Here is a 26,870-nt window from a genome sequence, read left to right as displayed (position 1 = left end):
ATCTCTAATAGTAAAAGAATCCCCTTGTCCTGATAATGAGGTCAACTCTTGAATGAGGGCAGATATTTCTATATGTTCCTATATGTTGCCCTTCCCACTTGTTCATAAAACAGGCAAGCCCTCACGGCTTGGAGGGCTTGCCCAGTGACATTTCTTTAAATTCCGTCGGTGTGAGACCGGTCTGCTTTTTAAATACCTCGCTGAAATAACGCCGATGCTCGTAGCCCAGCTGTTGCGCAATTTCTTGCACCTGATAATCCTCGATCAGCATCGACTTCGCCTTATCCATTTTCGCTTGCGTAACGAATTGTTGGAAGGTCGAACCGGTTACTTTTTTGAACAAATTCGAATAGTAACCCCAGCTTAAATTAACCTGCTTTGCACAGTGCTCCAAGGTCAAATCGATATCCAGATTCGCCTTGATGTACTCAGCGGAACGAAGGATAATTTTCTGCGACTCGCTCGCCCGTTCTTGATGGATCAGTCGACAGCCTATTTCGCACAGCTCAATGAACCAGGCGCGATATTCTAGGATAGCCGCACCGCTATCTCTGATTTCCTGATTCTTCGCTTCAAATTCAGCTAAGCTATGGCGAGGGAATTTCTCCATCAGCACACGTAGCATGCGGAGCACGAGGCCTTGCAGCAGTCGCTCTACGACACCAGGCTCAGGGAGAACGGACACTTTCCCCATCTCCGTGAAAATCGTCATCGCCCACTCGACGCAGGCGTCTCGATTGCCCGAGCGGAAAGCGAACAAGAACTCATTCTCGCTATCCTCCGTATAAATCCACTCCACAGGAACGGCTTGTGCATTCGAATTAAAGCTAAATGCACCATTGCCTCCCGTGTAAAAATGATACGATAACGCGCTAAGCGACTGCTGATAGCTCTTCGGCAGTTCTTGAACGGTCTCTACACATTGGCCGATGCCAATGGAGATCGTAAATTTGGTATGACGCGCTATGTTCGCGCAGCACTGATCTGCAATCGCAATCGGCATTTCCAGATTCGCCACATGGAGAATACAAATATAGCGATTGAAACCCTCCCGGAACACAACCGCTGCCTCGCCTAGGGCAATCGTCTCTTCTACAATATTTTGCAAGGAAAAACGCACAAGCTCTAGCTCTTTCACCGGCACTTCCCCATATTTATCGGTAAACTGATCGATTTGGATCGTCATCACAGCGAATGGCGGCTTCAATTCATTAATGTCTAGAAAATCAGATAACCGCGCCAGTTCGGCTTCATTGGTCTGATGGTAAACCAACAGTGACAGATACTCTTGTCTAAGGGCCGGCATGCTTTCCTTAATCTTCTGTTGAAGACCGATCAGCTGGGTACGGCTCAAGTTCTCCTGCTCCCACACCTCTTTCGCCTTTACGACCGCTTTCACAATCTGTTCAATGGAAAAAGGTTTCTTCACATAATCTAATGCGCCATATTGGATCGCTTTTTGCGCGTAATCGAAATCTGTATAGGCACTCAAAATGACAACTTTACTCGTCGGCAGGATCTCCATAATATTGCGAGTCATTTCTAAGCCATCCATTTTGGGCATACGAATGTCCGTTAGAATAAGGTCTGGCCGTGTTTCACGAATGACTGCAAAACCTTCCTCGCCATTGGTCGCACTGCCTACGATTTCGATGCCATGATCTTCCCATGGAATTTTCTTCGTAATCATATCCACGACACTTCGAATATCATCCACCACACATAGCTTAATTAGTCGATCCATGGAAATCCTCCTCTTTCTCATACCGCGGCAGCCACAAGTCGACTTGAGCTCCGCCAAATGCATTCGTCCCGATCTCCATCCGTTGCTCAGTCCCATAGTACAGTTGCAGACGCGTATAAATATTGCGCAGTGCATAACCGTGCTTCGAGGCCGCCTGGTGCATCATGCTTTGTTTTAGAATCTCGGGAACAAGTCCGTGTCCATTATCCTCCACCGTGATATGCAGCCAATTATCTTCAGTCCGAGCTCTGAGCTGAATTTCCCCACCTGAGGTCATATCCTTGAATCCGTGCAGAATGCTATTTTCAATCAATGGCTGGATCATGATTTTAGGTACAAGGCAAGCTTGCAGCTCAGGCTCAACCTCCATCTGGAAGACGAATAAATTCTCATACGACCTTTGCTGAATCGCCAAATATTGACGAACATGATCGAGCTCATCTGCGAGTGGAATCAAATCTCTACCCCCACTTAAGCTCAATTGGAACATATTCGATAAGGCCAAAATCATTTCATTCACATCTTCATTTTCACCCAGGACTGATTTGCAGTAGATCGTATTGAGCGTGTTATAGAAAAAATGCGGATCCATTTGCGCCGTCAACGCCTTAATCTCTGCTTTCCGTTTATCACGTTCCCGATTGGTGACGTCCGAAATAAGCTGCTTAATCTCGTCCAACATCCGGTTGAAGCGGAATCCAACCTGAGAAACTTCATCCTTATACTCGCTTTCAAAACGTACTTCCAGATCATTCTCTTCTACGCGTTTCATCAGTTTCTGAAGTCGGAACAAAGGTTTGAGCAGCAGAAGCGTTAGATTGTTCGAAATGAACAGCGAGACCAGTACAAAGCCGATGGTCACAAGCGTTGTTGCTTGCTTAATCCCATTTAATTGGGCAAGCAATTTATCCTTCGCTTGTACGCCGACGATCAGCCAATCATCCTTGACGTCAAGCCTTGCATAATTAACTAGATAATCCTTACGATCCTTATCCATGAAGAAAAATGAACCCTTCCGTTCCTCCGTCAATTGCTGTACAAAGTCTGGACGTTGGATGAAAACCTTATCCTGATTTCGGTCTGCATAATTGATATCTTCACCTTGTGAATCTACGAAGTAGTAATGCTTATCGGGGTCCGTTAAGTTCTCCATAAAGAGATCTCGCAGATCGTCTTCCTTCACATTAATAACCACATACACATTGGTCGGCTCGTTTCGCGTATACGAATCTTCACTGACACCTTCTGCGACAAGCGATAAGACCCGCTGTTTCCCCGTAAAAAACGGATCCACATGTCCGGTGCTCCAAAAGCCGCGCTTTAAAAGCTGGAATTGATTAAACATATCGGATTTAAAAAAGGAATTCGAAATATTCCGCGCACTGGAGGTGGGATAGAAATCCCCAATTGGCGTGGCGATCAATATACTATCGATCATGGAATCATTGAATTTCACCTGGTTGAACACATACTGTAAGGCCGTTAATGACTTATAGTAGCTTGAGTTATCCTTATTCTGAACATCCTTCATCAACTGCTTGAAAGCGTCACTGAACATTAAGGACCGCACCGCGGTACCGATATTTTTCAGTCTCTCATTCACAATTTGCGCAGATTGATTCACGGTATCCTGACTCGACTGCATCGCATTGCGCTGAATTTCCTTGGACGCGATCAGGTAGGCGATACTCCCTGTTGCCACCAGACCTACGGTAATGAGTATCACAAAGGTAAACCATATCCGTTGTTTGAGTGAGAAAGAATGGAACAGACGTGACAGCCACGACCAGATAGCAAGCTTATTCATAGGCGACGTTAGCACCTTTCCTGTGTGTAAGAAGATAGTCTTTATCTACTATATTATAGTATAGGTCACTTTCCGTAGGCATGGGGGAAATTCAAGATCGAGGGCAGCTATTTCGTTTTACAACAATTTTTAGAACATATGTTCTTTATTTTTTCGGGTAAATGTGGTAATAATAAGAGGTAGACTTTTTACCCCTCAACTAATTCAATCTAAGGAGCTGTTTATTGATGTCCGTTCGTTTAACTCCGTATTTAGTATTGCCTGGTACTGCTGGTGAAGCTATTGCCTTTTATGAGAAAGCGCTGGATGCTCAAGTCCTTTTTAAACAGACCTTTGGTGAAATGCCTGCCAGCCCTGATTACCCGCTTGCTGATGAACAAAAAGGGCTTATTGGACATGCCATGCTGCAAGTTGGCGAAAGCCAAATGATGTTCTCGGACTCCGACTCAGGTAAACCCGTTCAACAGGGCGATCAGGTGACGATTTGTATTACAACGAAGGATGCAAGCAAATCGAAGCAATTTTTCGAAGGGCTCAAAGAAGGCGGCACCGTCATCATGGACCTGCATGAAGCATTCTTCAGCCCTGCTTATGGACAAGTGAAGGACAAGTTTGGCGTGACCTTCCAGATATTCACAGAAGGCGAATCGATGAATTAAACGTGAAAGAACGGCCCTGTTCGCATGAATGCGACAGGGCCGTTTCCGCATTGAGTAAACCTCCAACTACCGTGAAGAACATAACAATTCGTGAAGTAGTTAACAAAATGATGATACTATCTTCCTCCTAATCATGCTTTAATGAAGAGTGTATTAAATTAGGGCAGGTGAGGAAGTATGGCAGATGATAAGTTCGCTCTAAGAATGTTGTCCAGACTTAGATTTAAGGAGAAGACCTCCTCTTTATTCATGCGATTGTTAGTCAGTTTCTTCATCATTATCGTACTATTGGTCTCGTTTATTTTATACTCGGTTGTATTCTACAGGGGAAGCATTAAAGTTGAGATTATTAAATACAATACACTCAGCCTACAAAAAACATCCGAAAATTATGAAAACCTGATAGGCGCTATCCATAACGCTGTTCTGAGCTTTTCATTAGATTTACAAGGGACACAGGCCCAAACCGTCGATTATGTGAGTGCAGGAACTACGATGCAGAAGGTCCAACTTCTCCTATCCAATCGACTATTATACTTGGACAACTTAATATTGATGTATAAGAACTCTGGGTTATCTCTTGAAAAAAACCGCGGAACAGATGCCGATAGCATGTTCGGGCGTTATTACAACAGTAAGGATTACAGCGCCTCATTCTGGAACGAACAATTTGCTTTACCTTATAAATTTCAAGTACTGCCCACCTCCACATTTGCTGAAATTGATTCTACTGGACGGGCAGGTGAACGGGCTTTGCTTCCCATCGTCATAAAGAATGACCAACTCCCCAACTTTTATTTAATTGCTTTGGTTCAGGCTGACACCATTTATTCTGAATTACACCAGACAATTAGTGATCACTTTTATATTTTAAATGAACATGATCAGCCGTTATATACGTCATCTAAGTCAGAGCAACACACTATACCTAAATTTAAAGACAGTTCAGGGTATGTCCTTCAGGATAACGTTTACTATTTCTACAGAACAGGAGCCAGCGGCTTAACATATATTCATGTGGTACCAGATACGTCAATTTCGAGTCAGGTTCGTTGGAACTTCTCTTTTGTATTATTGTTGATCCTCACTATTGCCATAAGTGTAATCGCTTCCTTGCTGCTTAGTGTTCGGCTCCATACACCCGTTAAGCGGATTATCGATGGCATTCAGAAGTGGAATACCCCGATGCCTTGGGAGAGCGGGATTAAGGAATTTAATATTATACATGACAAAATAAGTGATATCCTGAAAACAAGCCGGGACATCCACCAGGATATGTCAGAGAAAGAGTCTCTGCTTCGATACTACGCATATTCCAACGTTTTGAAGAAGATTCGTCATCAGCATGGGGATCATACACCATGGATTCCTTCGAATCGTCCCTTTGTTCTGCTATTGTTTAAAGTCAATTACAAATCCATGCTGTATAAAATGCAAGTAGATGAAGAACGTGCAACTTCTTTTATCAGAGAATATATCAATCGGATCATTATAGAGACCTACTCGGACTCCTTGACCTTCCAGATGGAGAATGATCAAATCCTCTCCATTATTTTCACTGAGATTACCGATCCAAATATTAGGTACATACTTAAGCAGATTAATCATATGCTTGAGGCCGAAAGAGAATATTGCTTCCTTACGGTTACCGGTTCAGGGGGTACTGAGGATTGGAATGAAGCGTATGAAAGTGGGCTTGAACAACTTAAACAGCGGAGATTCAATGATGAAACTCAGATTATTATGGAAACTGAGCATCAAAATGAGGAAATTCGATTGTCACAAGCCCAAGAAGAGGAACTTGATGCCAATCTATATAATGGGAATGACGACGTCGTGCTCCAACTGGTCAGTCGGGTGCTTGGGAGAATGAGAAAGAGCAATGAGAGCTCTCAAAATGTCCTTCTATTCGCCGAATCCATCGTGTTTCATATACAGAAAACTCTTCAACAGCGCAATATCGATTACACGTTTCTCCGTCAGACTTTGACTGAATTGCCAAACTGTCACACTTATGAGCAGCTAGAAGCGGTACTGTCACCTTTGATAAAGCGTTCGGCCCTGCTGGTAAGGGAAATCAAGGCAAAGCGAGATCACATCATTGAATTCGTTTATGAATATCTCGAGAATAACTATGACAAGGATATTACGTTGGATGGCTTAGCAGAGAAACTTAGCATTTCTCGCAGTTACTTGTCTACGTATTTCAAAGAAAAGACGGGCAATAACTTCGTCGATTATGTGAACTCAGTTCGCATCGATAAAGCCAAGAAGCTGCTGCTTACTCCAGACATTCGTATTCAAGATGCTGCGCAGCTCGTAGGCTACCAGAACATTAATTCCTTCAACCGAATGTTCAAGAAATCCACCGGATTCACGCCAAGCGAATATCGTAAAAAATGAGCTTTATTAAGATTACTCCCCTTCATCCATGTATAAATACGATTGTTATTTTTGATAAAAAACGCTATGTGCCGGCAGTTTTGCCAGCACACAGCGTTTTTATTGTATATTAACTCCTACGTTGGTAAACATCATGTGCCTTATACATTCGGGTTCTTAACACTTGCCAGCACCAGCTTGCTTCCATGCGTTCGAATGATTTCAAACCGCTAACAGGCTGTGTTATTGCTGGAATATAATAGTGGGCGTTGCCGAGGTGTCGGCGACGCGAACGTTCGTCGTTCCGTTGTAGGACATGGTGAACGAAAAGGAACCAGGGAGCAATTCTTTACCAGCCCCTCCTTCGTACGTATTGCCAAACGTTCGCCAGCGATCCGCATAGTAGCTGACGATGCCACCGTCAAGCGGGTTCCCTTGGCTATCCTTTAGCAGTACATTGACTCGAATCGTTTGAAATCCGACTATGGCATCGTCTTTGGTATTTTGCATCTTCTGGCTGATTGTACCTTCATACGCCGTGGAGAACGTATAAGAGCCAGGCAGTAACTCCTTGCTGGCCTCTCCTCCGCTCGTGTCGCCGATCGAACGCCAGCGATCCGCATAATAACTGACCGCGCCGCTGTCCAGTGGATTCCCCAAGCTATCTTTCAAATGTACTTTTACTTTGACCGTTTGGAATCCAACTATGGCCTCAACTCCTGTATTCTGCACCTTTTGGTTGGATGTACCTTCGTACGCCGTAGCGAACGTGTAGGGGCCCGGCAGCAATTCTTTCCTAGCCTCGCCATAGCTCGTACTGCCGAAGGTCCGCCACTTATCCGCATAATAGCTGACGTTGCCGCCATCGAGCGGATTCCCTAAGCTGTCCTTCAAAAGGACCTTCACCTGAACCGTCTGAAACCTGACGAAAGCGTCGGTTCCCGTGTTTTGCACCTTGTTCATTTGTGTTCCCTCAAAGGCCATAGCAAACGTGTAGGATTTATCAGGCAGCGATTTGGTGACTGTCCCGGCAGCATCCGTGATGCCAAATCCCTTCCACCCGCCATCATAATATTGAACGCTGCCGCCGCTCAGCGGATTTCCATTACTGTCCTTGAGCTGAATCTTTACTACAGACAATGCAAGAGTGAATCCAACCTGATGGGAAGATTCAACATTCCCGGCTCGATCTGTTGATCGGTAGAGCAAAGCATACGTACCTTTCTTGTCGAACGTGACGGGTGACGTATAAATTTGCCATGACGTCCCGTTGTCCACGCTGATTTCGGTTCTGTCCACGCCTGATGAGCTGTCGCTGCCTGCCAACGTGACTGTGACCGGATTCAAATAGGTGCCGTTAGGTCCATCCGGCTGTAAGGGCGATATGCTCGCGGTAGTAATCGGCGATTCTCTATCAACAGTGGGTGCCTCGTAAATTCTCATTTCCTTGATACTATTAAACAATCCACCCGTCGAATTACCGGTCGTCCACACCTTCACATATCTGGCTGTCGCATTTGCAGGAAATGCAAAAACCTCAAAATTGTCAGTAACACCACTGGCCTCGCCTCTGTATATCCAATTCCATTGGACACCGTCCTGGGAAACTTCGATATCGAAGAATGCTCGTCTTGTTGTACCGTTGTACCAGGCGATTTCGACTTTGTTCAGCTCCTTGACCTCTCCAACATCAGCGATGAGCCATGGATACCCGTCTGGATTATCCGAAATGGCCTGTGGGTCGATTTTGGCCGACCAAATCGTACTCATATCATCGTCGAAAGCGTTCATCGGCATAAAGCCCGTCGTTCCGTTGCTTTGCGCACCAATGACTTGAAGCAATCCCGATGAAATCACCTTAACTGTATAGGTCCGGTGATAGTTCCCAGATCCTGAAGTAACACCAATTATCGCTACTCCTGGCACTTTCCCATCATAATTAATCGTGACTGTCGAAGTGTTACTGCGCTTAATGACGTTTATTTGATTTATCAGCTTTTTATCATTTTTAGTTACCGTGTAGGATAGAACGTCTTTGTCGAAGTCGTTGATCAATAGCCCATTAAAGAAAATTCCGTTCAAGCCGTCATCATCATTCATCTCATTATGCGAACCGGAAGCTGCCACAGGTTGAACGGTATCGTTCATAAGATTAAGCTCAACCGCCTTGCCACTGACTTCAAATTTCCATAAATCTCCATTTTTCGTCATCGATACGTCGGCCGGCACCATGCCATTCTCTGTCCAGGTAAAAGCAGACGCATTACGCCACACGGGGTCGGTGTCGTTAATGACTTGGAATGCGCGTCTATCACCTGGGTTCTTACTGACATCCAGATCGGTTGTGTAGGGAACGGTTGCAATACTTGCCGTCGCATGCTCCGGCGTCAGTTGTTTATACTGGAGCGTTGTATGATTGCCAATTGACATAAAGTTGTTCGCATCGGTACGAATTAAATTCTGACTTTCCGGGAAAAAGAGCAACTTCAATTCCCTGGGTTGATCGACCTGAATATCATCAACAACGATCAACGTGGATGGTTTCATAAAAATAAGATGCCTTTTATAAGTTTTAAGCCCTGTCACATCCTTCTTGTAGGCTTCCGTTGCATCCCCCACCATATAATCAAATTCGGGATGATCCACGACGGTCGTTATCGAAGGAGATGCTTTTCTCTCATTGGCTTCATACATATTGTACCAACTTCCCCCTTCCCCCATCTGCCCCTTGTTATCAATGAGTAGTGTGTTGTGATTGGAAGTTAGTTTTGGCGCATACCCATCATCACGGATCAAATATTCACCACCTGCAAATATCATAAAATGATTCGCATCCGGATGGACATGACCTGCGCCCCAGTCTTGATTGTTAGGCTCGTTGTTGAGCTCTATGACACGATGACCCATATAAGGTCCGCTCTTAAAAGCAACCATCGACTCGCTCCCCGACCAATCGGAACGAGAAATAGCCATGTCAATATTATCGAAGTGATGCAACGTCGGTTCCGCCTCAGCAGGCGTCTCCAGAACGGTCGGGTCATAATACAGCAATCCTAGCCATTTAGCACCAGGAGAATCCATGTTCGCGTCATCAATTTGACGAGCAAGCAATTGAGCAAGCCCATCTCGATGTTCGGCTGCTAAAACCCGCAGCAAGTAATCAGGCCCATACCAGTTCTCGCTGGGATCGTCAGCAATATTCAAATGGTTTATCTTATTTGTCCAACTATCCTTAGGCAGCATCGTGTAGTTGAAATATTTAGAGCTGTTCTTAAAGTAATCATTACCCAGCATATTATTATTAAAAAACTTTTCAGAAAGCTTGGCATATTGAATGAGCCAGGAGAGTCCATATTGTCCGTAAGCAACCCCCTCAATGCTCGCTCCATCATCTCCTAGCACTTCGGCCGATTTGTTAAACCTCTGCACAGTGAATTGAAGCCAAGGTAGTACCTTCGATTGTGTATCATTATCCACATCATAGATCGCAAGACCTGCTGCTGTTAGCCCTCCGAGATTAACCCACATATGATTGGCCAAATACATTTGACTCCAATAAGCCTTAATCTCTTGTCCGTTGAAGGGAAGACCTGCTCCCTTCCTATACATTTCATTGCCGCGTTCTTTCAACGTATCAACTATTATTTGCTTTATTCCAACATCTAAATCGTTGTACAGCCAATCGTATACAATCCCCAAACTAAATAATTGATGACCAGCGGCAAGCTCAGCATTTTTTAATTGCCCTAATCCCCAGTTTGGATAGTTGACCGAAGCTATCGCCCATGTTTTAGCAGCATTCAGATATTTAGCTTCGCCTGACAATACATATGCAAACGCGAAATTGACGGTCTTATTGCCGACATCCCGTTGCCAATTCTGCTCCAGATCATTTGGATCCTGGTGATACAGGTCAGGCGCACCAAGCTGAGTATCGACAAGAGCTTTAAATTCCCTCCACAACGCTTCATGTGTCCCTCCTGGTGCGATAGCTGCCTTCAGCTGCGTGACCTTGGAATCGTTGATATACAGTCTGGGATGAACCTGCTGCAGGGGACTCAACGCTTCTGCCATCGTTTTTACTTTAATCGTATTTGTATTATACGCATAATTCCCTTGGCCATCGGTTACTGCAACGAGGAAAGCGTCTTCACCGGTAAAGTTAATATCGGGCTTGTATACCCAGCCACCATCGCTGCCCACAACTACTGTTCCATGAGAAGGCTCAAGAAGCCTGAAATAGGAAAGCGGATGACTATTCGAATCAGTTGCAGCAACATGACCACTAATTGGGGTTGAAAATGAAGTATCAAGTTGCTGATTATTAATGGTAATATCTGTTGAACCTACTCGAATCACACTATGAACAGCAAGTGACTTCTCTACAGCTCTCGCTGTAATGACCGCGATCCCCTTCGTGAACGCATTCACGACGCCTGATGAGTCAACTGCTGCCACGTTCGTATCAGATGACGACCACGTCACCAATTTGTTGGATGCCTCCACAGGAAACACCTGAGCTTGGAGCGGTAACGTATCGCCAATCGAAAGCACACTGCTTAAAGGTGTGAGTGATATGCTCTCTACCTGATTCCATGGCGCCAAAACCATATCGTCATACCAGGTTACACCAGAGCCTGATTCTGGAAAAGCGGCTAACACAATCAATGTTGCTGTAGGAGGAGCTTGAATGCCCAATTCCTCCACATATACCCATCCATCGGATTGAGACTGTGCCGTTAAATATATATACTTATCATTCGCTATCTTCTTTCCATTGCTATCTTTGAAATAATAGCTGATTCTCGCACCTGTTCTTCCTGAAACTTCAGGTTTCATCCAACCAGAGAACTTATAGTTGACCCCTTCATTAACACTAATACCTTGGTATACGGAACCTGAACCGCTGAGACCCACATTAATTTTAAGTGAATGGGATCCCGTCTTATATACGGACTCATCTACCGTGGCGGTAAATTGGGTAGGAGAACCCTGATATATCTTCCAATTGCTGTTCGGCAGCGTAGATGTCTGATCAAAGGAAGCATCCTTAATCAAGTTGCTTGCATCTATCACACACTGATCCGTAAAGTTTCCGTCCTCCGTTGTAGCCGTGATGAGAGCTGTCCCGCTCCCGATAATCGTAACCATTCCGACGCTGTTAACCCCTGCAACACTCGAATTCGAGGAGTTCCACTGTACCGTCTTATTCGTTGCATTTGCTGGTAATACAACCGATTGGAGCTGAACTTGATCACCAGGGGCGGCTATTATGCGGTGGTTTTTTAAAGATATCCCCGTCGGATGAATAATGGGGAGATTGACGGTAACCGTCGATGTATCTTTAAAACCTCCATCAACTGTCGTTGCTGTGATTGTTGCGCTTCCAGCACCAAGAGCGCTTACGACTCCATTCGTTACGACCGCCACACTAGGGTTAGACGAAGTCCAGATGATCGCTTGTTCTGTAGCATGGACAGGATACACTTGTGCTGTAACCGTCGTAGAAGCACCCAGTTCAAGCGGGATGACCTTACGGCTTACTGCAACACTGCTCACGGGAATGTCAAGTTTTTGATCATCAAACCATGAAATCCCGGTTCCTGTATCCGGACTAATTTCCACCACCAGCCTTACTGCATCGCTAGGTGCCGTTACAAGTCTTTCTCGATATGTCCAATCATTGGTTCCCTTTAAGTCGGCGGTATTCGTAAATACCCCTGTGAGCACAGATGCGCTGTTCTCGAAGTATAACCGAACTCGTGCACCTAATGAAAAATCAGTAACGACATCTTGCGTTTTGATCCAAGTGGAATATCGGTATGTTGTACCTGGTGTAACGTTCACCTTTTGATAGGAAGCCACCCGTCCTCTCGCGGTTGCGTCAATCTTTAAGGAATGATTTCCCTCCTTATATACTTCCGTGCTGACGCTAATCATTGGCCCGGGCGTATAATCTTTATTAACCCATCCCGTCGGTACACCACTGGATACGCTTTCAAAACTACCATTAAGAAGAAGAGAGGTGGCCGCATTAGCCGTATTTGTTAACCCAAAGCCAGCCGTCCATAAGGCAGAAATAAATATACAAATAGCCACGAACAAGGGAAAGGGACCTTTTTGTAGTTTTTCCATCATCAAACCTCCTTGGTTAGTTAAACTAAAAAGGAGGAGTAAGCTCCCCCCACTATTCATTAGGCAAAGCTTATTTCCATTCTCCCTTGATTCCTGATGTCTGTAATATTTTATTTACATCGTCAATGACTTCTTTTCCGCCTTTTTTCATATACTCATCAACCATCTTGCCCCAGTTGGAAATTGGCTCCTGTCCTACGATCATCTTGGTTTGCCATTCCTGAGTAATTAGGCTCAATTCTGCACCCTTGGATGCGAGAAGCTCGGAATAAATGCGGTCTACAGGATTAAGATAAAATTTAGTATTCTTTAATAATTCTACTGTTGAATTTGCGTAGGCCTTCGTAAATGCATTGGAATATGTTTTGCCTAGCTCATTAGCTTCATCATTTGGCGCCCAACCAGTTACACCACCCGAGTATCTGCTAGGACGTTTATCTAACCCTGCCACGTCAATGACAGACGGGGTTCCATTCACCATCTTGTACCCAACGTTTTCACCACCAAATGCCCAGTCAAACTCAGCATTCTGGGGGTTGCGATTATCAATAGGAATGAAGGTACGGAAGTAATCTTGCATTTGCAGAATTCGGTTTATTTTATCTGGATCACTCTTTGTCTTGGCATTCAACATGGTCAGTGTATAATAACCGGAGAGTGCTGTGTAGCCTTGCCCCCCATCCGCTTGTTTGAAAGCAGGAATCGTAACAACTTCCGCTGCGGGGAACAATTGCTTCATACTTGTAAAGAGATCCTCAACAGTCCCAAATGGCTGCTCATACCAAATCCCATATTTCCCGGCATAGAAATCTTTACGAACATCGTTTACATTAGAAACCGCCCAATCCTTGTGTAAAGCTCCTTCTTTGTACAGGTCTGCAAGCAATTGCGTCTGCTCCTTGAATCCATCCGATATGATACCTGGAATTAATTGACCTTGCTCGTTTTTGTTATACCAACCAACATCCCACTGAGCGCCCATCGCTGCCCCATATACCATCTGCTTAGACAGCGCAAGCCCATACGTATCGTTTTTCCCATTCTTGTCCGGGTCATCCTTCGCGAATGCAATCGCCACTTTCTTCAATTCGTCATAGTTGGTCGGCATCTTGAGTCCGAGGTTATCCAGCCAGTCTTTGCGAATAACAGGTTTTTTTCCATACTTCGAAGGGAAGTATTGCGGAATTGCGTAGATTTTTCCATCTACACTCACAGCATCCCACACACTTTTGGGAACCAATTTCAACGAGGGATATTTGTCGATATAATCATTCAGTGGAAGGAAAGCACCTTGTTTCGCCCATTTGAAAAAATTCGCATCTGCACTCTCCATTCCGATGACATCAGGCAAATCTCCAGCAGCCATTACGACCGGTAATTTGCTGCCATATTCACCAAAAGGGACAAATTGCGGCTTGTAGTCCACATTAAATTTCTCGTTAATCTTCCTTATCCCATCGCCTGTAGCACTCGGAATTGGAGAAGACCACGTCCCGAAAATCGTCGATATGGTAATTTTCTTAGCTGCAGCATTAGGTGTAGCACTTGCAGTCGTCACGGGTGTGCCTGTTGCAGCAACGCTTGTTTCAGGCTTCTTGGTTTCCGATGAACATGCGGCCAAGCTTGAAGCTAAACTTACGGTAAGTCCAATAGTTAGTATTTTTTTCATTGAAGTTTTCCTCCTCAGATTAGTTGTCAACTCTTCTTTATGACGCCCTTGTATTTAGCTAACTAGGTACCATCAACCTTTCACAGACCCAAGCATCACCCCTTTCGCAAAATGCTTTTGCAGAAAGGGATAAACGATTAGGATCGGCAAGGTCGCTAATAAAATGGCGGCCATTCCTATCGTTTCTGCTGGAGGAAGAAAGCCTGACTTCGCAGCATCACGAGCTGCTGATGCTAAGGAATTCGTTGGATCGTTGAGAACTACGATTTGCCGCAGAATCACTTGTATCGTCCACTTGGCAGGATCATTCAGATACAAGATAGCCGTAAAATACGTATTCCAATGGGCTACCGCGTAGAACAATCCAAAAGTCGCGAATGCTGGCTTGGATAAAGGAATTACAATTTTTGTGAAAATCTGTATGTCGTTGGCACCATCAATTAAAGCCGATTCATTCAATTCATTCGGGATACTGAGGAAGAACTGACGCATAACAATAAGGTTGAATGAATTGATAGCACCTGGAATAATAAGCGCCCAATAACTATTGATAAGAGATGTAGCTTGAACCATTAAATACGTTGGAATCATACCTGCATTGAATATGAAGGTAAACAGTACCAAAAACAAGTATACTTTTTCTCCCCAAATATTTCGAGTTATTGCATAGGCCATCGTTGCCGTCAATATTAAATTGACAAGACTCCCAAGAACAGTGACGTACACACTGACACCAATCGAACGAATAAACTCATGGGATTTAAGGATGTAATCGTACGCATCCGTAACCCACCTCTCCGGCCATAAGATCAGCTCGCTTACCGCGTATTCCTGATAGGAAGTAAAGGAAATGACGAAGATGTAGTAAAAGGGAAAGAGCATGAGGATAGCTAACAGGCTCAGTCCAGCGATAATAAGGATATCCGCGACTCGTCCGGACATCGACTTCTGATTATACATGGGTGGTTACCTTCCTTCTTATTAATTATTAAAAGACGCCTCCGTCTCCAAACTTCTTGGCCACCCGATTCGCAACAAGAATTAATATGAGACCAACCACGCTTTTGAATAAGCCAACCGCCGTTCCAAAGCTAATGTCTGCTTTTTGAATCCCTTTGAAATACACAAAAGTATCCAATACATTCCCAACATCCATCGTAAATGGATTTAGCATCAGGAATACCTGCTCGAAACCAGAATCCAGTACAGTGCCCAGACGGAGGATAAACAAGATAATGATAGTACTGCGTAAGCCTGGTAAAGTAATATGCCAAATTTGCCGCCAGCGGCTTGCTCCATCCACGACTGCTGCTTCATATAAACTCGGACTAATGGAGGATAACGTGGCTAGAAATATGATCGTCCCCCATCCTGCCTCTTTCCAGATGACCTCCAATATGATTAAAGGCATGAACCAACCTGGTTCTTGGAGGAATTGGATCGGCTCCATGCCGAACAACGGGGTAAGCGCCCAGTTAACAATCCCCTCCGATTTGAGGAATATCGTCACAATTCCGATGACAACTACCCAAGATAAGAAATGGGGTAAATAAATAATGGATTGCACGATTCGCTTAAACCGCTCATTCCTGATTTCATTGAGCATGATCGCCAAAATAATCGGAACTGGAAAGGCGAACGCAATTTGTAAAAAAGACAATAAAAGCGTATTCCACAGTACACGGATAACTTCCTGATCGCTGAATATCGTCTTGAAATGCTTCAACCCTACCCAATCGCTGTGTAAGAATCCTCGAAATGGGCTGTAATCCTGGAAGGCAATGATATTTCCAAGCATGGGGATATATCGGTACACGATAAAATAAATTAAACCTGGCATTAGAAGCAGGAATAAGTAACGTTCTCTCCACAAGCGATCCTTCAGCTTCCTGCCTCTACTTGGAACTGGCAGTTTAGAAGCTGCAGTTGCTTGCATTGTCGAACCATGCGTTGTTTTCATGATGTCCCTACACTCCTTCTCTGTAAGTTGAGTCTGAGCACGCTTACAATAACAATCGTTATTTGTGACCACCTATCATTCTGTTCATTCTGTTTAAGCACGTTACATGTGTTCATATGCTTGCTCTCTCACTCCTTTATATCCATTACTCTATCGGAGTACTGTGAGGCTGAAAATCGTCGTTTTTCTAACCAACTTCACCGTTTTTCCGAAAACCATAAAAATGATGAAAGAGTGAACAAAATGATGATAAACATGCAGACAACCTTGCAACTGCCCTCACGTATTTATGTTAAAATATAGTTAAACTGCATCACGAGCAAGCTGCGCTTAGGGTGAAAAGGATGTGAAGACTTGTGAGGGATGATATCATCTCTTCTCTGCTAGAAACAGCCGAATTGAAAATTTTTACGTTCGATATCCATCACCGTAATGAGATGAACTATCAGAATAGAGTACTTCAAGAATTTTATATGATGACTTACGTTAGAAAAGGCTCAGCTAAACTTAGGGTTCAGGACCAAGTTTATGTCATTCATCCAAGGACCGTTATCTTTATCCCTCCACATCTTGAGCATGATCAATACAAAGATAGTGATGAAGAAACTGAATTTCTTTGGTGGCATTTCACTTATAAGATCCAACATGTGGTTGATGTTCTGCCATTCCTACAAATTCCCTACATTTATCCGCTGAAGAATCACTTGAAATTTGAGGCTGTGTTCGATGAATTTATGATATCCAAGACACGCAATGGCTACATCCCCAACATCATTTTGCAAAAAGCCAAATCGCTGGAATTACTTTATTTATTATTGGATAATGCTTTTGGAAGCACAGATGCCGTTGCTACAAGGCAGCAATCTCAAAGCTTTTTCTCCCTCTTATTGAAGATTGTGTCTCAGCCTGAAGCCTCCTTTTCCTTACAGGAGCTAGCCAAGGAATTACATATGAACCCCACCTATGTCAGCAATCATTTCAAAGAATTGTTCGGCAAGTCGCCCATCCTGCTGCATCGAGAGATCAAAATCGCGAAAGCCAAATCACTTTTAGAAATGGCGAGAATGAACATTACGGAAATCAGTAACTCCCTCGGGTTTAACGATATCCAAACATTTACGCGGCTTTTTAAAAAATACACAGGAATTTCGCCTTCACAATACAAGGGTTTATTTAATAAAAACATCTAACATTCATCCAGCATATTCGACCTGTATAAGTGTTAAATTCCCACAAATCTATGCTCTTTTTTTCATGGGCCGATACCTTTAAGCTATTCACAAGGGTAAGTCATCCCTTCTGAGGAGGTCATTACATGGAAACATTACGTATCGTTTTCGCGGAAAAACAAAAAGTTGAAATTCGCAAGGAATTATTCGATTCATCGCTCGGTAAGACAGAAATTTTATGTGCTGCGATCGCTTCACTCATTAGCACAGGAACAGAGCTTCAATGTCTCAGAGGCGTGTTTGACAAGGATACGAACTGGTCGAGCTGGGTTAAGTATCCCTTCCACCCAGGCTATTCCATGGTGGCTGAAGTGCTGAAAGTCGGAGATGATGTGCAGGGAATTCAGAAAGGTGATCGCGTATTTGTTGAGACTTCGCATTCCCAATATTTCAAAACGGAGGCAAGTCGTGCAACTCGCCTTCCTGATAAGGTCAACTCTGAGCAAGGCGTATGGATCAATCTTTCCAAAACAACACAGCTTGGAGTGAGGAGAGCAGAATTATTACTGGGAGAAACGGTCGGAGTCATCGGCCTTGGACTCCTTGGACAAATAGTTACCCAGTACCTCTATCTATCCGGGGTCAAAGAGATCTTTGCCATAGATCCTGCCCAAAGCCGGATCGAGCTTGTACAGAACAAACCGGGTATCCACCGGATGGCCATGGACGGTGGGAAAGCGAAGGAAGACATCGCCAAACATACGAATGGGAAAATGTTGGATGTCATCTTCGATATTACCGGCCATCCGGCTGTATTAGCCCAAGCCACACAACTCGTCAAACCTTTGGGACGTGTCATTTTACTTGGGGATACCGCTACTCCTTCTGAACAAGGGATGGGACGTAATGTAGTGTCCAACTCCGTTTCTATTCTCGGTATCCATGGAACTATGAATTATAAAGATTGGGATCATCCCGCTATGACAGAGCTGTTTTTAAGCTATATCATGCAAGGAAGAATGGATGTCACCCCATTGATTACCCATCGTTATTCCCCATTAGAAGCCGTCCAGGTCTATGATTCACTTGTGCATAATCGCAGCTCATCCATGGGAGTTCTTTTCGATTGGACGAGGTTAGCATAAACGGAGAGCAACAAAATTCGGGCATTATTCATCATTTCGTCGATGGTATTCTGTCCGGCAAGGGCCATGAAATTAGCGGCAGAGATGGGTATAATGCGCTTCATGTCATTCTCGCTGGCTTAGAGCCTCAAAAATTGGAAAAAGTCATCGCTATGCCAGCAATGAACACATAGCCATGCTAGGATCGTAAAAACAAAAGTGCCTCTCCTCTTGCAACAGCAAGGGGAAAGGCACTTTTGTTTACCTTATAATAATCCTTCTAATCGGGTACACATCGATTCTTCCGTCTCCAACCCTGACCAATACATTAACACTTCATTGAAGAAGGTTCGCCATTCGCTTTCTTTGAGTCCGAGCTCACTGCCATAACGAAAGGTAGGCATGATCTCACGATACATCATAAAGCGGGAAGGTCTGTAGCCGATTTCTTTGCCCACCCATTCGGCGGCTGTTTTTAAGCTAGGTAAGCTTACAGTCTTCTGTCGTATAATTAACTGTGCCTTATAGTCCGTCAAGAAATCTACGAGCAATCGGGCAGCTTCCAAATTCGGGGATTGTTGATTCACAGCTAGTCCAATTGTGATCAGCAGCGTAGCCGGCGCTTTAAGATTTGGTAGAGGCGCTACTTCATAATGAATATTCGATTTCCGTATATGATTCAAGCCCAGATAGGTTGTAATCATCATTGACACTTTCCCCTGCGCAAACAGCTCCTCCGTACGAAAGCTTGCATCCTGCTCTGACAATAGGTTCGTTAGTCGATTAGAGATCAACTCTTTATAATAACGAATCCCTTCCATCATTGGGGTACCGCAAATTTCCATATTCCCAGCGGCATTTCTTTCGAAAACCGCTCCATTTTGAAGCAGAAATACCGCAAATCGGTTGCGCTCCGATACCGAAAAGTGGAATCCGATCCGTTCATTTTCAACCGCCAGCTTCTCAGCTGTTTCAAAACATTCATCCCAATTCCAGCTGCTATCGGGTTCCAATAATCCTTTTTCCTTAAAATGATCCCGATTGTAGCATAAAATGGAGGGACTAAAAATAAAGGGTTGTGCTAGCAACTCTCCATCTTCCATAAAAGCTTTTGACAAAAACGAATACATATCTGGTTTCTTCTCAAGTGGAGTTAAATAATCCCGATTGCCTGTCTCAACAAACTTTTGACATTCAGCATCATTTAATGTCATGACATCGATCAGCCCAAAATCAATATACTGCTTGAGCATCTCGGGGCTGTTATTGGGGAGCGTTACAAGCTGTACTCGAATATGGGGATATTCCTTATGAAATGCGGCCAACAACTCAAGAAGCTCCGTTTCACGCATTGTTGATTCATGATGGCCGAGCCTCAACGTGATGCTCTTCTGCTCTTTCAGATTCACAATGAGGTTACCCACTCTCGGAATTTTCTCAATGAGCTGCTCATCCACCAGCATATCGAGCACTTGCCGTACCGTTTTATTACTTAAACCAAACTGTTCAGATAGCGTTTTTTCGGAGGGCAGATAATCCCCTGTTGCTTTAATTCCCGAACTAATTTCGTTCCTTAACTGCTGTAACATATCTTCCTGGCGTTGGCGAAACGTCTTCCGGCTGTGCTTATTTGTCATTATAGTCTCCTACCGTATATGTTCGATGAACCGATTTCAGAATGCCCATGGATGGAATGAGAAAGGTTATAAAATCTGTTTTCTTCTTATACTAAGTAGTGCCCTACAACGTGTCAATACAATCATGCCATCTTATGAAGATTGGCTAGATTGACTTCTCCATGCATGGTTTCCCCTCTTACGAACAGCTCCAAATCACGAACCACATACCTGGCAACCCGATGCAGACCATTATTAGACGCTCCTGCGATATGGGGGATCAACGTAACATTAGGTAAAGACCGGAATGGATGGTCGAGCGCTGGAGGTTCTGGCTGCGTCACATCGATACAGGCCCATAATCGCCCTTTGCGAAGTTCGGCCACGAGCGCATCCTCATCAATTAGCGATCCCCTCGATGTATTGATGAGAATCGCATCATCCTTCATCAGACGGAGCGTCCGTTCGTTTATGAGATTATTCGTCTCCGGTATGGATGGGGCGTGAATGGAAACAACATCAGATATTTGAAGAAGATCATCCAATTCGACCTTAACCGCCCCGAGCTCGCTAATCTGCGATTCGGTCAAAAATGGGTCATAGACCAAAACATTGACTTCAAATTGTTTCAACAAACGAATAAAGTGACGTCCTGACAAGCCAGCACCTATAATCCCGATGGTTACTTCATAAAGCTCGCGAACATACTCTCGTTGCTTATCCCATTCACCTGCTCTTGTATTGCGGGCAAGCTGCCATATATGTTTAAGCGAGACAATTGTTAAACCAAGCGCAGTTTCAGCTACACCTACCGCTAGGGCGTCATTGGCATTGGAGACTTGAATTCCTCTTGCAATGATGTCTGGACTCATAATCGGTTTAACTGTTCCCCCTGCATGAGCGATCAATTTTAAATCCGGACAACGATCCAAGATCGTGGCATCCAAGGAAGGACAACCCCAACACGTAATCGCGATATCTGCTCCTTCAATCAGTTCCGCAACTTCTTCTTGCGTGGGGCCTCCTGGATTAGGATTTATGTGCAAGGTGCCTAACTGGCGGATTTGCTCCAAATGCTCTGGTTTGAAAAATTGATCCGTATAATTCTTGCCTTGCAGCATAACAATTTTCAATTGTTTCAACTTATTTCCCCCTCCACGTACAAACTATTGGTCCTTCTTCAACCAGTGATCCAGAAATAAATAGGACAGCTTCCGTATCTCTTCAGGAAAATCATGTCCCCCAGCGCTTATAAACGACTTGAAATGGTCCTCTTTACCTAACCAACTGTACAGCTTTGAAAGCTCCAGTATCCCTTCCCCAATTGATTTCCAATGAGGAAAAATATGATCATTCTGACCTGCATAGCTGAAAAATGGCGTCGGTGCCATTAAAGCAACAATTTCGTGAAATTCAAACGGGATCTGGTCCCGTTGTAAATCTGCCAAGATTTTAGGAATATGCGTGTAGGGGTAGTTCCGATAGGTCCAATGCTCTGGATAAGGATCCCCAGTAAAAGGACTAAATCCGCAGCTGGATACAACCGCCTTAATCCGCATATCCATTCCTGCCAGAAAATAAGAATTGTAGGCACCAAATGAATGGCCGATCGCTCCAATTGCACGTGGATTCACAATATCCAGCGAACATAAGACATCAATGCCCTGCATATGATCGGTTAAATTCTTGGCTACTGTAGACCACGCTGTATGCTGCTCGTAAAAAGGTTCACTCTGAAAGGCTCCTTTACCAGGATAAATCCGTTCCCCAGCTGTCAGCGCATCTGGCACCAGTACTACATAACCGCGGTTTACCAATTCGATGGCATACATACGATTCTCCCTACCAGTGGACAAAGCGATATCATCTTTACCCGAATCAATGGTCGGATGCAGAGCCATCACTGCCGGATACCCCCATTCTCCTGGAGGATGGAGTTCTTCATCTGGAACTAATAGGTAGGCAGGAATGGTATCGCCAAATACGGTATCATATTCGACATGCAACCGAGTATAGCCAGACTCTTTGCTTTGGGCGTGTACGTGTAACCGAACAGGTACTCGTGAAGGAAGTTCGCCAATGTACTCAAGCCAAGTTTTGCGAATATCAGACAGTTTCTCTGTCCACTGTTCATAACACTCAATCCCTTGCAAGAGCGGGGGTAAACCCGTTTGGTTTAATTGCGACAAGACATACGCCATTCGTGTATCCCCTTTACTATTCAGATTGGATTATTGTTGACTCACATCTGACTCATATATTAAAATTATATCCGATATAAATTTGATCGTCAATTATTCATTTGAGTCAGATATACACTAGTCGTAAATTAAAAAAAGCCCTACGAAGTATCGTAAGGCCTCACGCTTCAAACGAAATCACTGCATGAACAAATCCGCCGATGTAGAAAAATAGCATCCGGCACGTGAAGCAACGAAATGCAGCTTCGACGCGTCTAAGCTAGCTGCTCTGCCCCCGCATACCAGAACAACGCGTATTCCGTCATGACGGAAGCATGACCCATTTGGCGCAGCATGGCTGTGACATTCCCCCGATGGTACGTTGCGTGATTCACGACCTGAAGGACCATTTCGGCCAAACTGGTTTCCCTTACGCCTGCATAGGGATTATCCAGCACAATCTTCTTTTCCAAGTCAGGCTGCTCCTTCAGAAATTTCTTAAATCGCAGTGCCAACTCCGTATACATCACCTCTAGCTCATCCAAGCTCTTGCTCTCTGTTGCTTCGGTTATCGGCCAAGAGGCTTCCATGGCTGCCTTCATACTCCTACCTCCAAGTATGTCTAGCCAAGTGCGATCTGTTAGGTAGATATGAGCAATCACTTTCGATACTGTTGGGAACACACTCTGAACTTCTTGGCGGTACACCTCTTGTGGAAGCTCCTTCAACCTATTGATCAACGTTTGATTCGCCCATACATGAAAGTCATACATCCGTTCAGCCGTTTGTGTCATAAAAAACACTCCTTCAATTCAATTGGTTTTATCATTTTTTCCAGTTATACCCTTATTATAAAATAAGTACCCTGACAGCATTATGTCAGGGTACTTCACAGTTTTTTATTTCCCTTGCTTATTCATGTAGTCCACGTATTCTTTCTCTGCATCCGCTGTAGCTGGATACCATTCTTTCTCCAAGAAGTCCTTAAACTGTTGAAGAGTAAGTGTGCCCATCAAGTATTTCAATTCTTGATCGTCTTTTTTCTTCACAAGATCCGGAATTGCTGTATTCAGGTTTAGGATTTTAGGTGAGCGAACGGCAGGCACGTTGACTACAGTCATTTGCTTCATCGCAGCGTCCAATTGCGCTTTGTACATATTCAGTCTGTCTACCGTATCTGCACCCTCAATAATAGCTGGGTTGCCATCAATCGCGTTAGCAAGCGTCATGTATGTGCTCGTTGTGGAAGCAAGTTTGGTTGCTTGGTCGGCTGTACGAGAAATATTTTTCGTTGCAGGATCATAGCTGTCGAACGTTAACCCTTTCGTACCTAATTGGAACAATGTGTTCGCTTCCGTTGTATTGCCCCAATCTAGGAATTTCAACACGCCATCCACATTTTTGGACGATTTCGGAATCATCCAGCCGCCCCACACTGCCGGCGTAACGAGATCCATGGCTACACCCTTAGTATCTTTTAAGACAGGTTGATACGAGTACTTTTTGTCAGATTCCTTATCCTTGGCTAAGTTGGCCATAACTGCGTACTGATGAGAATAAATGATGCCGACGCGATTCTGATTCAGCTTCTCTTGATCCACATAAATCTTGTTAATCAGGTACTCAGGATCGATGAGTTTTTGTTCATTTAGGCCTTTCAAATACGTCAAGAAAGGAATATAGCCGGACATTTTCTCTCTGATTTTATAAGCACCATCGGTATCCTTGACGCCATTGATGATCGGAAGATTAAAAGCAGAAGCCAAGAAGAAAGTGGAATTCCACACCGTGTTGCTGCCAAGGCTTGGATTGGACAAGCTCAGACAGTAGGTATCGGCTTTACCATTGCCATCTGGGTCATTATTGGTAAAAGCTTTACACACATTCGTAAACTCATCTAATGTTGTTGGGGCTTTCAAATTCAACTTGTTCAGCCATTGCTGGTTGACCATGTACCCCCAGTGATTCACAACATTTGTTCTAGGAATAATGTACGTTTTCCCATCGTTGATGGATTTAACAGCGTCCCACATTTCTTTCGTAATGTTTTTCGTCAAATTCGGATACTTCGCAATTTTGTCATCAAGCGGCGTCAGTAGACCGTCTTTGGACCATTTCTCCAGATTCGCGTCAGCCCCACCCCAGTTGTACACAAGATCTGGCAGATCACCGGATGCCATCATCACCTGAAGCTTCTCGACATAGTTGTTAATTGGAGGTGCCTCAACAGATAGCTTCACATTGGCCAACTTCTCAGCCTCTGCAATCACGGGATTGTTATCAATGACCACGTTCGCATTGACCCGGTTAAACATTTTGATACTGACAGGTGCTGCTTTGGCTGGTGCCGCTGACGCTGTGCTTGCTCCCGGTGCCGTCGATGCAGCTGTTGTGCTAGACGGTGTATCCGTGGTAGAACTACAAGCCATAACGATGGAAGACAATAACCCGATGCAAATGAGACTGCTTACGATGCTTTTGACTGACCCTTTCAATACCAACATCTCCTTTATGTATCGCTATTATTAAACTGCAGAATGGCAGATTTAATCGAGGCTTACCCTTGCGAAATGATGAAAATTACCCTTTAATCGAACCTACCAGTACACCCTTCATGAAATACTTTTGTAGGAAAGGATACACAAGCAGAATCGGGAGTGTCGCAAAAATAATGATCGCCATTTTAATCGTAAATACCGTAATACCGCTGTTGTTCATATCCATGGCATCTTTGGCAATGCCGCCATCATCGACGACCATCTCCCGCAAAATCAACATCAAAGGCCATAGACTTCGCTTGGAGGTGTATATAATCGCTGAGAAGAACGTGTTCCACTGCGTCACCGCATGGAAAATAACGAAGGTCGCAATAGCCGGCTTAGATAGTGGCACGATAATTTTATACAAAACCTTGATTTCATTGGCCCCATCGATAAATGCCGATTCCTCCAAACTCGCTGGTATAGCGCTTACAAAGTTCTTCATTAAGATCAAATTGTAGGCGCCCAAGACGCCAGGTAAAATCATCGCCCATAAAGTGTTGTATATATGCAACGTTTTGATTAAGTAAAAGTTAGGAATCAACCCACCATTGAAGAACATCGTGAAGGTAATGAGAATCATAATGATGTTTCTTCCCTTTAAATCCGTTTTGGATAGCGGATAAGCTGAAATCAGAAGCAGGAATATATTGAGCGCTACACCTATGATCGTGATGATCAGCGTATTCTTATATCCAGTCCACATGAGCGGCATCTGCAGAATCTGCTTATACGCCGCTAGCTCAATGTGATAAGGGATGAGCTTCAAGGGATTCGCCAAATACTCAGAGTACGGTGTAATCGAGAATGCAGCCACATAGAAGAATGGAAACAAGCACACGATTGCGAACAGCGTTACAATGCCATAATTCAAACCATCAAAAACTTTATCGCCAAACGATCGAATACCCACAACAGTAACCTCCTCTTACCAAATCCCATCTTCTTTCATCCACTTTGCGATCTGGTTGCTGGCTAGCAGGAATATCAACCCAATCACAGAGGTGAACAGCCCAACGGTTGTACCGAAAGAGAACCTTCCGCCAATCAACCCGACGCGGTACACATAGGTCTCAAACACTTCGGAAACACTGAGGTTCAACGGATTTTGCAATACAAAAATCTGTTCAAAGCCATTGCCCATAATATGACCCAGCCTTAGAATCAGCAAGATAATAATCGTCGATTTGATCCCTGGCAGCGTGACGTTTAGGATTCTTTGGAAGCGGTTTGCACCATCGATACTAGCGGCCTCATACAGTTCCGTATTGATCCCAACCATCGCGGCTAAGTACAAAATGCTTTCCCAACCCGATTCTTTCCACATGCTGCTAAGGATCACCAAAGGTCGGAAGTAATTCGTATCCGCGAGGAAGAACACCGGCTCAAAGCCAAACTGCTTCAAGAAAATATTCACGACTCCCCATGACGGGGATAAGAAGTTGACGAGAATACCCCCAATGACCACCCAAGAAATAAAATGCGGCAGATAGATAATCGTCTGCGTAATACGTTGATAGGTGCGGTTACGCATCTCATTGAGCAGTAAAGCCAGTAGAATCGGGAAAGGAAACCCAAATACAAGTCGCAGAAAACTTAAGTACAACGAGTTCCAGAACACCGTGTAGAAATCACTGAGCCCGAACATGTATCGGAAATTCTCGAATCCAATCCAGGGACTTCCGACAATCCCTTTGGAGAAATTAAAATCCTTAAACGCAATGATAATGCCGTACATCGGCACATAATTGAAAATGAGAAAGTACACAACAGCTGGAATCAAAAGGATGTACAAATATTTCTTCTTATTGATGTAGCGCAATGCAAGCTGTGTCTTACTCCTAGCCATCTCAGATGCCATACCGATTCGTCACCACCTAACTGA

The 26,870-nt window shown here is 44.2% G+C and carries 18 protein-coding genes; 5 read left to right on the top strand and 13 right to left on the bottom strand.

Going from position 1 to position 26,870, the window contains the following annotated elements; genetic code table 11:
- Positions 1-121: 121 nt before the first annotated feature.
- Positions 122-1,744 (bottom strand): response regulator, encoded by a 1,623-nt coding sequence (locus GC096_RS21645; RefSeq protein ID WP_246302879.1) that lies wholly within the window; start codon positions 1,742-1,744, stop codon positions 122-124.
- Positions 1,728-3,551 (bottom strand): cache domain-containing sensor histidine kinase, encoded by a 1,824-nt coding sequence (locus GC096_RS21640; protein ID WP_171633100.1) that lies wholly within the window; start codon positions 3,549-3,551, stop codon positions 1,728-1,730. Before GC096_RS21640 ends, GC096_RS21645 begins: the two co-directional genes overlap by 17 nt.
- A gap of 227 nt (positions 3,552-3,778) precedes the next feature.
- Between GC096_RS21640 and GC096_RS21635 the strand changes: the two genes are divergently transcribed.
- Both GC096_RS21635 and GC096_RS21630 read left to right on the top strand, forming a co-directional pair.
- Positions 3,779-4,210, top strand: coding sequence for a VOC family protein (locus tag GC096_RS21635; protein WP_171633099.1), 432 nt, complete (start codon positions 3,779-3,781; stop codon positions 4,208-4,210).
- A gap of 177 nt (positions 4,211-4,387) precedes the next feature.
- The gene (locus GC096_RS21630; protein ID WP_171633097.1) at positions 4,388-6,613 is read left to right on the top strand and encodes a helix-turn-helix transcriptional regulator; all 2,226 of its coding nucleotides are present in this window, start codon (positions 4,388-4,390) and stop codon (positions 6,611-6,613) included.
- A 222-nt stretch (positions 6,614-6,835) separates the two neighbouring features.
- Here the strand turns inward: GC096_RS21630 and GC096_RS21625 are convergent, their stop codons facing one another.
- The 4 genes from GC096_RS21625 to GC096_RS21610 form a co-directional block, all read right to left on the bottom strand.
- Positions 6,836-12,730 (bottom strand): Ig-like domain-containing protein, encoded by a 5,895-nt coding sequence (locus GC096_RS21625; RefSeq protein WP_171633095.1) that lies wholly within the window; start codon positions 12,728-12,730, stop codon positions 6,836-6,838.
- Positions 12,731-12,797: 67 nt separating this feature from the next.
- Entirely contained in the window at positions 12,798-14,396 is a 1,599-nt protein-coding gene (locus GC096_RS21620; RefSeq protein WP_171633093.1) for a type 2 periplasmic-binding domain-containing protein, read from the bottom strand.
- A 72-nt stretch (positions 14,397-14,468) separates the two neighbouring features.
- Entirely contained in the window at positions 14,469-15,356 is an 888-nt protein-coding gene (locus GC096_RS21615; RefSeq protein WP_171633092.1) for a carbohydrate ABC transporter permease, read from the bottom strand.
- Between the two features lie 28 nt (positions 15,357-15,384).
- Entirely contained in the window at positions 15,385-16,332 is a 948-nt protein-coding gene (locus tag GC096_RS21610) for an ABC transporter permease (RefSeq protein WP_171633171.1), read from the bottom strand.
- A gap of 380 nt (positions 16,333-16,712) precedes the next feature.
- Between GC096_RS21610 and GC096_RS21605 the strand changes: the two genes are divergently transcribed.
- The 3 genes from GC096_RS21605 to GC096_RS21595 all read left to right on the top strand — a co-directional run bounded on the left by GC096_RS21605 (position 16,713) and on the right by GC096_RS21595 (position 18,843).
- Positions 16,713-17,546 carry a helix-turn-helix domain-containing protein gene (locus GC096_RS21605; protein WP_171633090.1) on the top strand — a complete coding sequence of 278 codons (834 nt, stop codon included), beginning with the start codon at positions 16,713-16,715 and terminating at the stop codon, positions 17,544-17,546.
- A gap of 125 nt (positions 17,547-17,671) precedes the next feature.
- Positions 17,672-18,670: a zinc-dependent alcohol dehydrogenase gene (locus tag GC096_RS21600; RefSeq protein ID WP_171633088.1), complete on the top strand. Its 999-nt coding sequence runs from the start codon at positions 17,672-17,674 to the stop codon at positions 18,668-18,670.
- Complete coding sequence (locus tag GC096_RS21595; protein ID WP_171633087.1) at positions 18,652-18,843, top strand: hypothetical protein; 192 nt, start codon at positions 18,652-18,654, stop codon at positions 18,841-18,843. The genes GC096_RS21600 and GC096_RS21595 overlap by 19 nt, the downstream gene beginning before the upstream one ends.
- Before the next feature lie 72 nt (positions 18,844-18,915).
- Here the strand turns inward: GC096_RS21595 and GC096_RS21590 are convergent, their stop codons facing one another.
- The 7 genes from GC096_RS21590 to GC096_RS21560 form a co-directional block, all read right to left on the bottom strand.
- On the bottom strand, positions 18,916-20,286 hold the full coding sequence (locus GC096_RS21590; RefSeq protein WP_171633085.1) for an extracellular solute-binding protein: 1,371 nt from the start codon (positions 20,284-20,286) through the stop codon (positions 18,916-18,918).
- A gap of 122 nt (positions 20,287-20,408) precedes the next feature.
- Positions 20,409-21,407 carry a hydroxyacid dehydrogenase gene (locus tag GC096_RS21585; RefSeq protein WP_171633084.1) on the bottom strand — a complete coding sequence of 333 codons (999 nt, stop codon included), beginning with the start codon at positions 21,405-21,407 and terminating at the stop codon, positions 20,409-20,411.
- 24 nt (positions 21,408-21,431) lie between these two features.
- Positions 21,432-22,466: an alpha/beta hydrolase family protein gene (locus GC096_RS21580; RefSeq protein ID WP_246302878.1), complete on the bottom strand. Its 1,035-nt coding sequence runs from the start codon at positions 22,464-22,466 to the stop codon at positions 21,432-21,434.
- Positions 22,467-22,720: 254 nt separating this feature from the next.
- Positions 22,721-23,239: a DinB family protein gene (locus GC096_RS21575; RefSeq protein ID WP_171633082.1), complete on the bottom strand. Its 519-nt coding sequence runs from the start codon at positions 23,237-23,239 to the stop codon at positions 22,721-22,723.
- A 105-nt stretch (positions 23,240-23,344) separates the two neighbouring features.
- Positions 23,345-24,940, bottom strand: a complete 1,596-nt coding sequence (locus GC096_RS21570; protein ID WP_171633080.1) for an extracellular solute-binding protein — start codon at positions 24,938-24,940, stop codon at positions 23,345-23,347.
- Between the two features lie 85 nt (positions 24,941-25,025).
- Positions 25,026-25,898, bottom strand: a complete 873-nt coding sequence (locus GC096_RS21565) for a carbohydrate ABC transporter permease (RefSeq protein WP_216626213.1) — start codon at positions 25,896-25,898, stop codon at positions 25,026-25,028.
- Positions 25,899-25,913: 15 nt separating this feature from the next.
- Complete coding sequence (locus GC096_RS21560; protein WP_171633079.1) at positions 25,914-26,846, bottom strand: ABC transporter permease; 933 nt, start codon at positions 26,844-26,846, stop codon at positions 25,914-25,916.
- Positions 26,847-26,870 lie beyond the last annotated feature (24 nt).

It is taken from the genome of Paenibacillus plantarum (assembly GCF_013141695.1).
Lineage (GTDB): Bacteria > Bacillota > Bacilli > Paenibacillales > NBRC-103111 > Paenibacillus_E > Paenibacillus_E plantarum.
The sequence above is the reverse complement of the archived record's forward strand: the minus strand, read 5'-3'. Positions and strand labels throughout refer to the sequence as shown.